Source organism: Nostoc sp. (assembly GCF_036918245.1).
Taxonomy (GTDB): domain Bacteria; phylum Cyanobacteriota; class Cyanobacteriia; order Cyanobacteriales; family Nostocaceae; genus Nostoc.
The window spans coordinates 1-10,145 of the sequence record NZ_JBALEF010000012.1 but is presented as its reverse complement, the minus strand read 5'-3'; the positions used below and the strand labels follow the sequence as shown (position 1 = coordinate 10,145).

The 10,145-nt window shown below is 41.3% G+C and carries 9 protein-coding genes and 2 pseudogenes; 8 read left to right on the top strand and 3 right to left on the bottom strand.

What is annotated here, in order from left to right:
- Positions 1-204 precede the first annotated feature (204 nt).
- The 5 genes from V7L12_RS02465 (at position 205) to V7L12_RS02445 (ending at position 4,801) form a co-directional block, all read left to right on the top strand.
- On the top strand, positions 205-1,014 hold the full coding sequence (locus tag V7L12_RS02465; RefSeq protein WP_335081820.1) for a glucose 1-dehydrogenase: 810 nt from the start codon (positions 205-207) through the stop codon (positions 1,012-1,014).
- 61 nt (positions 1,015-1,075) lie between these two features.
- Entirely contained in the window at positions 1,076-2,479 is a 1,404-nt protein-coding gene (locus V7L12_RS02460; RefSeq protein ID WP_335081818.1) for a glycoside hydrolase 100 family protein, read from the top strand.
- A gap of 625 nt (positions 2,480-3,104) precedes the next feature.
- Positions 3,105-3,407, top strand: coding sequence for a hypothetical protein (locus tag V7L12_RS02455; RefSeq protein ID WP_292810531.1), 303 nt, complete (start codon positions 3,105-3,107; stop codon positions 3,405-3,407).
- Positions 3,408-3,510: 103 nt separating this feature from the next.
- Complete coding sequence (locus V7L12_RS02450; RefSeq protein WP_335081815.1) at positions 3,511-3,984, top strand: hypothetical protein; 474 nt, start codon at positions 3,511-3,513, stop codon at positions 3,982-3,984.
- A 175-nt stretch (positions 3,985-4,159) separates the two neighbouring features.
- Positions 4,160-4,801, top strand: coding sequence for a DUF938 domain-containing protein (locus tag V7L12_RS02445; protein ID WP_335081814.1), 642 nt, complete (start codon positions 4,160-4,162; stop codon positions 4,799-4,801).
- Between the two features lie 49 nt (positions 4,802-4,850).
- On the opposite strand, the pseudogene V7L12_RS33080 reads toward V7L12_RS02445, so the two are convergent.
- Positions 4,851-5,015 (bottom strand): annotated as a pseudogene (locus V7L12_RS33080) (IS110 family transposase); the annotation flags it as partial.
- 656 nt (positions 5,016-5,671) lie between these two features.
- Here V7L12_RS33080 and V7L12_RS33075 point away from each other — a divergent pair.
- A pseudogene (locus tag V7L12_RS33075) lies at positions 5,672-5,800 on the top strand (ISAs1 family transposase); the annotation flags it as partial.
- A 268-nt stretch (positions 5,801-6,068) separates the two neighbouring features.
- Here the strand turns inward: V7L12_RS33075 and V7L12_RS02435 are convergent.
- The gene (locus tag V7L12_RS02435) at positions 6,069-8,333 is read right to left on the bottom strand and encodes a family 10 glycosylhydrolase (RefSeq protein WP_335081811.1); all 2,265 of its coding nucleotides are present in this window, start codon (positions 8,331-8,333) and stop codon (positions 6,069-6,071) included.
- A gap of 206 nt (positions 8,334-8,539) precedes the next feature.
- Here V7L12_RS02435 and V7L12_RS02430 point away from each other — a divergent pair, with 206 nt between their 5' ends.
- Complete coding sequence (locus tag V7L12_RS02430; RefSeq protein ID WP_335081808.1) at positions 8,540-8,959, top strand: DUF3592 domain-containing protein; 420 nt, start codon at positions 8,540-8,542, stop codon at positions 8,957-8,959.
- A 65-nt stretch (positions 8,960-9,024) separates the two neighbouring features.
- Here the strand turns inward: V7L12_RS02430 and V7L12_RS02425 are convergent, their stop codons facing one another.
- A complete protein-coding gene (locus V7L12_RS02425) occupies positions 9,025-9,297 on the bottom strand; it encodes a Precorrin-3B methylase (RefSeq protein ID WP_334922651.1) in 273 nt (90 codons plus the stop codon).
- 401 nt (positions 9,298-9,698) lie between these two features.
- Between V7L12_RS02425 and V7L12_RS02420 the strand changes: the two genes are divergently transcribed.
- The gene (locus tag V7L12_RS02420; RefSeq protein WP_335081806.1) at positions 9,699-10,055 is read left to right on the top strand and encodes an NADPH-dependent FMN reductase; all 357 of its coding nucleotides are present in this window, start codon (positions 9,699-9,701) and stop codon (positions 10,053-10,055) included.
- Positions 10,056-10,145 lie beyond the last annotated feature (90 nt).

The window sequence follows — 10,145 nt, the reverse complement described above, 5'->3', positions numbered from 1 at the left end:
TCAGATGATGTCCCAAATCCTACAACCATTGGAAATACCTACACGACTGGATTTCCCTAGGATATTATCATGTCATTTTTCTTGCGTTTACCCTGACTCTAATGGGGGTTGACAGTACCAGTTTTAAATGTACTAAAAAGTAATCTAAAATCCAAAATTGTTTGACTGGTGCAAATTCAAATCAGGGCAGCTTTGGGAGGAAATATGATAGGCTTAAAAGGAAAGAATGCTTTAATTACAGGTGCAACTTCCGGTATCGGTCAGGCGATCGCTATCAGACTCGCTCAACAAGGGTGCAACATCGCCATCAATTACCGCTCATACCCTGAAGCCGCGGCAGACACGGAAGAGATGGCATTGCAAAAATCCTGCGGAAATATCGAAAATTGTGGTGTGAAGTCGCTACTGCTTCAAGGACATGTTTCCCAAGAATCAGACATTGTTGAGATGGTCAACACTGTAGTAAAGGAATTTGGCAGTTTAGATATTCTAGTTAATAATACTGGCATTCAAACAGAAAGTCCATCCCACGAAGTTACCACAGCAGACTTTGACCGGGTAATTGCAGTCAATCTCCGGGGTGCTTATCTCTGCGCCCGTGAAACTATTAAACACCTCCTGTCTGTTAATCGTCCGGGGGTGATTATTAATATTTCCAGCGTTCACGAAATTATTGGGCGACCGATGTATATCAGTTATTCCATTAGCAAAGGCGGGATGGAAAACCTAACCAAAACTTTAGCTTTGGAATATGCAAGCCTTGGTATTCGTGTCAATGCCATTGGCCCCAGAGCAACAATCACGCGAATGAATCAAGCCTGGATAGATGATCCTGAAAAAAAGGCGATCGTGGAAAGTCACATCCTAATGGGACGTGCTGGCACCTGTGAGGAGATGGCAGCCGCAGTAGCTTTTTTAGCTTCGGATGAAGCCGCCTACATCACTGGACAAACGCTATTTGTAGATGGTGGATTGACTCTATATGCTGACTTCCGGGAATCTTGGTCAGCTTGAGGTTAGGCTGGCGTACTTTCCACATTAAGCCGATACATACCATTAGTGGAATTAAACGCCCATGACTAGCGCGATCGATAAGAACAGTCAGATGGAAACAGAAGCCTGGGAATTATTGGAAGAATCCGTAATTTATTACCAAGGAAAACCCATTGGGACTGTAGCTGCCCACGATCCGGAGTCAGATGCACTCAATTATGACCAGTGCTTCCTCCGCGATTTTGTCCCTTCTGCCTTGGTGTTTCTCATGCACGGCAAAGCAGAGATTGTGCGTAACTTCTTAGTAGAAACACTGAAATTACAAAGTCATGAAAAGCAGATAGACTGCTTTGAACCGGGAGCGGGATTAATGCCTGCCAGTTTCAAAGTCCATTCTAAGGGGAATGAGGAATTTTTGGTCGCTGATTTTGGAGAGCAAGCGATCGCTCGTGTTCCCCCAATTGATTCTTGTATGTGGTGGATTCTCTTGCTACGAGCTTATGAAAAAGCTACAGGCGATTTGTCACTAGCGCGTCAGCCCGATTTTCAAGCTGGAATCAAACTAATTTTGGATCTTTGCTTAGTACATCGGTTTTCCATGTATCCAACAATGTTAGTTCCCGATGGCGCGTTTATGATTGACCGTCGTATGGGAGTTTACGAACATCCTTTAGAAATTCAGGTCTTATTCTACGCGTCTTTGAGGGCTGCTAGTGAATTGCTTTTACCAGATGGGGATGGCGATAGCTATTTTAGCAAAGTCAATAGGCGATTGGGATCTTTGAAATATCATATCCGCAACTATTATTGGCTAGACCTAAAGCGACTGGGGGAAATCTATCGTTACAAAGATAACGAATTTGGTAAAGAAATTGTTAATAAATTCAACATCAACTCAGAATCAATTCCTAGTTGGTTGACCGAGTGGTTGCCCGAAACTGGAGGATATTTAGCGGGAAATCTGGGGCCGGGACGGATAGATTTTCGCTTTTTTGCTCTGGGAAATCTGATGGCAATCTTAACTTCCTTAGCAAGCGTTAAAGAATCTCAAAGCATTATGAATTTATTCGCCCAACGTTGGCAAGACTTGATCGGCTATATGCCTGTTAAAATTTGCTTTCCCGCTTTGGAAGGTTTAGAGTGGAAAATTGTTACAGGATGTGACTCTAAAAATAGGGCTTGGTCTTATCACAACGGCGGGAACTGGCCCGTTTTACTGTGGTTATTTACCGCTGCGGCACTGAAAGCAGGTCGAACAGAACTTGCTCAAGCAGCGATCGCTATTGCCGAAAGGCGTTTATTTAGAGATAAATTCCCGGAATACTATGATGGCAACAATGGTCGTTTAATTGGCAAAGAAGCCCGAATTTATCAAACTTGGAGCATTGCCGGATTGCTGGCTGCTAAAAAGCTTGTGGAAAATCCAGAGTACTTGGAATTAATCAGTTTTGCAGAGGGTCTTGAAGGCCCAGGCTGTAGCCTGTAGGTAGTGAATCAATACGGTTCGGTTAAGGTTTTTTGATGAAAATTCTAGCTCGCTAAAGATGCCATAAATCATCATAAAGACCCGATAAATCGCCGTCAAGACGAAAGACTGATTATTATAAAGGTGGTGATTCATCACGTCTCTTGCCTTAACCAAACAGTATTGGGTAGTGAATACCTCGCAAGGTTTTACCCCAAAGATGATTTAGTAGTGTAATTATACTCTCTTGTTTCTGCTAACTAGTACAGTGGGCGCGTAAATCCAGCTACCATCTCAATTCAGCAGACAATAGGCAGACAAGTTGTTCTGAGCAACTGGTTAAAGGTAGGCAAACTTTCGGCTGTATTAGCTATACTGACATAACATTACAAGCAGGCAAACTTTTGGTAAGTATAAGTTAGTAAATAGTATACTTGTACCACAACAATCCTGATTAAAAGGTTCCAGCGATCGCACAGCCTCTTCTCTATGAGAGGTTACGCCAACAAGTGACCCTGCCTCTGAATAACCTTCTCAAAGACCCGATAACTGATACACTATATTGTAAGAGGTATCTGAAGTGTCATACTTACTAATATCACCAGATAGTCTTTGCATAATTAGCACGTTTTAACGTGTATTAACCATGAAAACTACTTCAGATTTAATTCCAGAATTTGAAAAACTATTCAGACAAAAATTACAACTAAATAATTGTAAACTTAGAAAGAAAAGACAAGAGAATAATTATGAAATTATTACTCCAGCTAAAGACATCTTTTTAATGTATTGGTCTGAGTTTCCAGAAGTTAACTTAATATATCAGGCTGTAGGGGTACGCACTCAGCAGACTAGTGTTTATGAACGAGCTATCCGCTCCCACATTAGTTCTAGTTTGAGTAGTATTCAGGAGAATCCTCACTCTGAATCACCATTATTGGTGAAATAGCTGACACTCAGATAACACAGACAATATTTACTAAGCTCTCGCCAGTTTTGTTATATAACTGACGAGAGTTGATCAACGAAAATGTGCTGAGCAAGAGATAAAAATGCAATCCGAAAAAAATCAAGATCAAGATCAGTTAGATTATAAAACCTTGTTAGCCAATGCAAAGCAAGCCTTAAAAGCTGAATATCAAAAATCAGCCGCTTTAGCATCCCAACTCAAAGCTATCAAAACTCAGTTAGAACAAGTTCAGGCTGAAAACAAAACTCTGAGAGAAAGTGCCTATGAAGATGTAGTTAAGCACTTTGAGGCACGTACTCAAGCAGCAGAAGCACTGGCACTAAAAACAGAAGTACGCCAAAAATTCCTTGAAGCCAATGGTTGTAAGGATGATGAGAGCTTCGATGCTCTATGGGATAAGATTAAAAATAAGATTCAGATCCAAGACAGTGAAGTGAGAATCGTTGCTCAAAATGGCACTCCTAAGTTCACCTTAACAGGCAGCATGATGACTTTGAGGGATTTTATTCAATCCCTCAAGCAAGATCCAATCTCTGGAAAATTTTTCTTGAGCTAGAGAGCCAAATTAATCAAAGCCTCTCGCTAAAAGCGAACTAACGATTGATTGTAGTCAAAAGTTATTTATCTTCGTCTCCTGGCGTTCGCTCTGACTTTGTTGGGCATTCCACTGCAAAGCAATTCACTCCAACATTTCAGATTGCGTAGTATTAATTATAAATATAACGATCCAAATGACACCACAAGACGCACGAAAATACGCACCAGCAACCGAGCGTAACCGCGAACCAATTCTAGAAGTACTTTTACAAGTGTTGCCGGAGAGCGGCACTATTTTAGAAATAGCAAGTGGTACTGGTGAACACGCAGTCTTTTTTGCATCCAGGCTCAAAGATTATCTGTGGCTCCCAACCGATGTAAATCCACAATCAAGAGCCAGCATTATTTCATGGACTGAACACAATGTATGTGATAACGTTTATGCACCGCTTGAGCTAGATGTAAGAGAACCAGTTTGGGCTGTGGAAAATGGTGGATTTGATTGGCTGAATACGAAGCCAATTGTTGCCATTGTCAACATCAACATGATTCACATTTCACCTTGGTCAGCCTGTCTAGGGTTAATGGCAGGGGCAGGTCGTATCCTAAAAGCAGGAGGTATCCTCTATTTGTATGGTCCCTTCAAACAAGGTGGAGAACATACAGCTGCGAGTAATGCAGCTTTTGACGAATATTTACGCACTGAAAACCCAGAGTGGGGTGTGCGTAACTTGGATGATGTCATAGCAGTAGCTAAGGCACAAAATTTGATCTTGCAACAGATTTACCAAATGCCAGCTAATAATCTTTCAGTAGTGTTTCAACGTTCAGGGTAAGTGAAAGTTTAGGTTTCAAAACCCTTCACTTGTATGAAGGGTTTTAACATCAGGTCACAGGAATCACTTTACACAATTCATTGAACAGTAAGTTAACTACTTTGCTCATCAGCTTGCCTTGGATGTGTTTACCACCTAGCAGCTTCTCACCCTGTTCGCTGACGTTAGCTTTGAGTGAGTCACGGCAGCTAATCAATTCCTTGGTCAGTTTGTTCTACCTAGTGATTGACTTTTACTGGGCTAAAAGCCACAGTGATTCTAACTGCTGCTTGCTACAAGGCAGGCTCTGTTGCTGTGCTTATATAGCAGTATGTATTAGACAATAAACTGGAAGGATGGCTTTTTTCCTGTAACTGCACACTTGTAGGAAACTAACAACTCTCGTCCGATAAAATTTATAGGTAGTTTACCTCCTGCACCAAAAATAGCTGAACTCTATAAACGCTTTCAATTAATATATCAAGCACTTAATAAACGATTCGTGATTCGTTCGGGAATCAAAGTAGAATCGACAGGTTTAAATAAGTTAGTGAACTACATTTTAGTGAAGTTCAAAAATAGTTATATGAAGCAATCAATTCTTGGCTAAACTCTGATTTGTTTCGCCCAATCGACCAAAAATTATGAGAGAAATTGGCTTTAGATGAATAATTTAAAGTTATTATTGAAGCAAGCGATTATCTTCTGCAACGGCTACCTTGGCATTTGTGGAATTTTATTGAGCATTACCAATTATGCGAAGTTGCTGTAAGTACTCCAAAATATGAGTGAGTAATGCCATTACCCAAACAGAAAAAAAATAAAGTTAGAATATTGGCAATTTTGGGTAATAGTCAAGAAATTGATATTCAGCAAGATAGAAATATTTTATGCCAGAAAGAAATTGTGAAGTTAATTACACAACAAAACGCCGATTACGTGATTACCTTAAAAAAGAATCAAGTAAATCTTTATGATGAAGTTGAAAAACTATTTAAGTCAGGGATAAGCACTGGTTTTCACTTGCTTGTGATATCCCTCTTGGCAATTCTTTTTTAGACGTTTATATGCTGCCTAGTTCTGAAAAACGTCTCGGTGTCGAAGGAATAGGTATTGCTCTTGGATATACAAATCGTTGGTTTTACAACCGCACACAAAGATAATCAAAATGGCTGAAAGGCTTACATAATAATGGTTGTACAGGCGCAGGAGTTGAGCTTTTTGTCACATTTTATTAGTCCAGTGGACAATGTTTAACTGTCCACTGGACGCAAAATTTAATTTCTTCTTAAGGCCGACTGCGAAAACCCTGTTTACCATTAACTTGGTCAAAGAGTACATCGTATTTATCAAACAAGGCGATTCCAGGATTTACAAATATAGTCAGTTCTGCCTGTGGCGAGATACTCAAATTCCAGCGATTAAATCCGTTACGGGTTCCTGGTGTCAAACTGTAATCAAAAATGCCATTAATTCCTACTTTCACAGCATTTGCTAACCCTAATACTCCTGGTTTGAGTTTACCTGCTGTAGAAGCTGACTTGAATTCAGTCAAACCATTAATAGTTCCAGTATCAGCGATCGCTCTGCTATTACACAAATTTTTCGCAGAACTCCCAGCAAGAGTTAAACAAACTTTGCTCAGTCGAGAGTCCCATCTTTTACCGGGTACACCATTAATTTCGGGTTGTTGACTCCAAGAAGCCATTTTGAAACCTGCTTGATTCTCAGCAGTTAAACCGAGAATTAGGCTGCCATTGTTGTTACTACCACCATTGCCAACGACGATAAATCCGTTACTCAGATTACCTGGTAATTTTCTCAACGGGTTATAGGGAAGTGATTTTTCAAAATAGTTAACACCGATAATTCCAGAAAATGGTACACCACTATTTGCTGAACATTTAGGTTTTTGGGCAGTACATTGGCGATTAGTAACAACCTGTACGGGAATAGGTTCGGCGGTGGGAATCAAACCAAACCGAACATTAGTGTAAACTAATTCTCCTTCCAGGATAGTACCATCACTTAATACTTCCTTGATATTTTGACCTGTTCTTTGGATCGGAGAATTACCTAAAAACTCTTTGGGAACTCTTAGCCCTGCTGACCCTGTATCTAATAAAATACGTTTTGGTTGACCATTTGCGATCACAACTTCCAAAAAATAGCCGCGAACACTTTGCCCAAGGGAAGGTTTTGGATATAAAGGTAAGGATATGGTGTTAAAAGTTGGCTTGCGGGGTGTATTTTGCGAGATATCGCGCAACGCTGAATTTGGGAAAAGAGCCGCAAATGCCGACTGGCGTTGCGCTGCTGGTTCAGGGGCGATATCCCAAAGGCTTTCGTAGTAGAAAAAGCCGATACCTAAACCGCGTTGTTGCACTGCTTCTACCTGGGATTGGATTTGTGGTATGGAAACAGGGCGATTTCGTAACCCCGCCATAATACCAATACCAGTTGGGATGATTTGTTGGGTTTCTAAAATTTCTGGGCGGGTAATTTGAGCGATAAAACTTTCCAAATCATTACGGTACACCTGCATAACCAACTCATCGACAATACCCAACCGTACCCAGTTGAGCCAGTCTTGCAGTTGCATTTTATAGGCGAAATTATAGTAATTAGGAGCAACTGAAAAAATAGCATTTGGTTTTCTGGCTTTCAGCGTTTGGTAGAGGTCTACCATGAATGCAGTAATTTTATCTGCCCGCCATTTTATCCATGCTTGGGCTTGGGGATTGGGTGGAGGAGGATTGCCAGTTTCTTGAGTATATAGACTTATCGTGTACTTATCGTAACCAAATTCTACAGGTAAACTCAGATGGTCGTCAAATTGAATGCCATCAGCATCGTATTGAGTCATAACTTCCATGACGAGTTCGCGGATAAAATTTTGCACTTCCGGGTGAAAGGGATTCAACCACGCTACTTCACCCGCAGCACTAATTGAAGTTTGAGTCCCATCCCCTTTTTGTGTTAGCCAATCTGGATGCTGTGATGCAAGTTCCGAAGTTAGAGGAACCATAAAACCAAATTCAAACCAGGGTATTGCTAGTAATCCTTGGCTACGGGCTTGAGTAATAATGTCTGCAATTACATCTTGTCCATCTATTCCCTTAAAGAAAAAGGGAATACCCATTTTCTGCATGATGGCACTGGGGTATTGTGTATAACCATCATTCCAAACTACGGGATAAACAGTATTAAAGTTTAACTGCCGCAGTTGGCTCATGGCTGCTTGCACCTGTGAACGATTTCTAAAAACGCTAAAATCGTTACCACTTAGCCACACTCCCCGAATTTCCTGACGAGGTTGAGGAGGTAGTTGGGCAACGGCAGGGGCAAAGCTGTTGAGTAACAATACCAGAAAAAATGATATCAGACATAATAATGGCAGCAGACGCTTTTTCAAAAGCCCCGGCGATGTTTCTTGACTCGCTACGTGTAGCTTGCTTAGACCTAGTAGTACTTGTCTGTGTACAGGCTTAAATAGTAAGTTAGTTAGAGTTGCATTAATTTTTCTACTTTTTTCCCAAAACTGAATTGTCATTACTTCTGCTTACTAAATGAGGTTAATTGGTTATATTTAATACCATATAAACGTTAAATTGCTACACCAGGAAAACTGATGCAGTAATTTAGCTGCAAGATATTTGACGCAGTTATAAGGTTAGTAGTGCCAAATAAAAATGTTTCAAATGTAAGCTCTAGTCGAGATGCTGTGATGAAATTTATTGTTGTGCCATCGTCAAACCCATGAATTTCAAACCTCACCAAAACACTTTTGACGACAAACTAAGCGCAAGTATTGGGCTGGCCATTGGATTGCTGTTCATTGGGGGCGGTTTTTGGGTACGTAACATCATCGCCCACGAAAGTGCAACCCTAAACGAAACACGCGGCACGGTGGTAGACAGCATCAGTCGTCGCGATCGCAGCAGTACGAACAACAATGAGCAAAAAGAAACCTATGCGCCAGTTATCGAGTTTCTAGCCAACGGTAAACGCACTCGCTTTACAGGCAATTATGAGTCCTACCGCTCCAGCAACGGCCAGATGGTGGTGGTACGTTACAATCCTAAACAACCCATAAACACTGCGCGTGTGGTGAATCCGCTGGAAGGCTTAGTACCTTGGGGAATGTTTGGTATGGGTGGGGTTAGCTGTGGTTTTTAGCGTGGGTACACTGTTACCTATACGCTGGTCTTCAGGTGAGTGACTATAGATTTGATAGTTGGAGATTAGATATATTTTGATTTTCGTGCTGACTTTGGCGGCGTTCGGTGTGCGCCAAAATATTTCTCACTCCGGTAACGCAACCACACCCGCAACACTTGCGGAATCTGGTCTTTTTGTTCCTTAGTTAGAGTGTTGTAAAGGGCTAAGGCGCGATCGCGTTCGCCCCGACAAGCAGCATTGTTGTGAGCATCCCAATAGCTGCGGGCTACTCGAATCCGCCGACAGACTTCTTTAATGGGCGCGTCTCCCGTAAGTGGAGTGTCTTGCTTGGTCATACTCAAATGCTATAAATTTCTAATATCATCCTAGCGAGTCAGATTTATCTTGACACTTCAAATTTCAAGCTGACTGATTTCGCTGAGTTAATTCATTGCTGTTTCTTATAGTTATCCAACCAGATGAGGGGTAGAGCGATAATGCTAGGCAATGACTGAATCAGATGTGAATAGCACTAAGATAAATCCAAAGTCTTGTGTTGCCTCGTTCCCAGCCTGGAGGCTGGGAAACCATTTTGGAAGGCTCCGCCTCCTCTTTCTTGACTAGAGGCAGAGCCTCTTGGAACTCGTTCCCAGTCTGAAGACTGGGAACAAGGTTACACAAGCCTTTTAGCTTTTATTAGTGCCATTCAAGTCTGAACCTTATATGTTTACCCATAGCTAAGACCGCAAAAAAAGTGATGAAAGGGATAATTTTTTGTACAACAATACAAGTAGGAATCTCAGCAATCATAGGATTGCTCTGGGCAATAATTTATCTACTGTATAGCCAAAATATTTTCCGTCCTGCTGATATTGTTTGCTACTCAGCTGGTAGCTTTGGAGGAGTGCGGGCAGGCATCCAGTTACGCGCTTTTCTGTCAGAGATGGGAATGCCTACTATTTCAAGCATTTTCGCTATTTCTAAAATTGGAGACTCTCTGAATGAAGCAGGTACTTCACAGGAAGCTGCTTTGACCAAAAGAGTCAGTCAATTTTTGGATGAATTAGAGTGGTACGAAGAAGCATTGCAACGACAAAGAAAAGAAAAAGGGTAAGGATTCAGGTCTAATATTTAGGAAGCAGTGATGGCCGAGACAGATAATTATTAGAATTAGCCAGCAGTGCTTGTGCAAAAAAGTCAATCA

Coding starts and splice junctions, on each gene's coding strand:
- V7L12_RS02445 (WP_335081814.1), top strand. CDS start 4,160: ATGACACCACAAGACGCACGAAAATACGCACCAGCAACCGAGCGTAAC.
- V7L12_RS02450 (WP_335081815.1), top strand. CDS start 3,511: ATGCAATCCGAAAAAAATCAAGATCAAGATCAGTTAGATTATAAAACC.
- V7L12_RS02465 (WP_335081820.1), top strand. CDS start 205: ATGATAGGCTTAAAAGGAAAGAATGCTTTAATTACAGGTGCAACTTCC.
- V7L12_RS02430 (WP_335081808.1), top strand. CDS start 8,540: ATGAATTTCAAACCTCACCAAAACACTTTTGACGACAAACTAAGCGCA.
- V7L12_RS02425 (WP_334922651.1), bottom strand. CDS start 9,297: ATGACCAAGCAAGACACTCCACTTACGGGAGACGCGCCCATTAAAGAA.
- V7L12_RS02455 (WP_292810531.1), top strand. CDS start 3,105: ATGAAAACTACTTCAGATTTAATTCCAGAATTTGAAAAACTATTCAGA.
- V7L12_RS02420 (WP_335081806.1), top strand. CDS start 9,699: ATGAAAGGGATAATTTTTTGTACAACAATACAAGTAGGAATCTCAGCA.
- V7L12_RS02460 (WP_335081818.1), top strand. CDS start 1,076: ATGACTAGCGCGATCGATAAGAACAGTCAGATGGAAACAGAAGCCTGG.
- V7L12_RS02435 (WP_335081811.1), bottom strand. CDS start 8,333: ATGACAATTCAGTTTTGGGAAAAAAGTAGAAAAATTAATGCAACTCTA.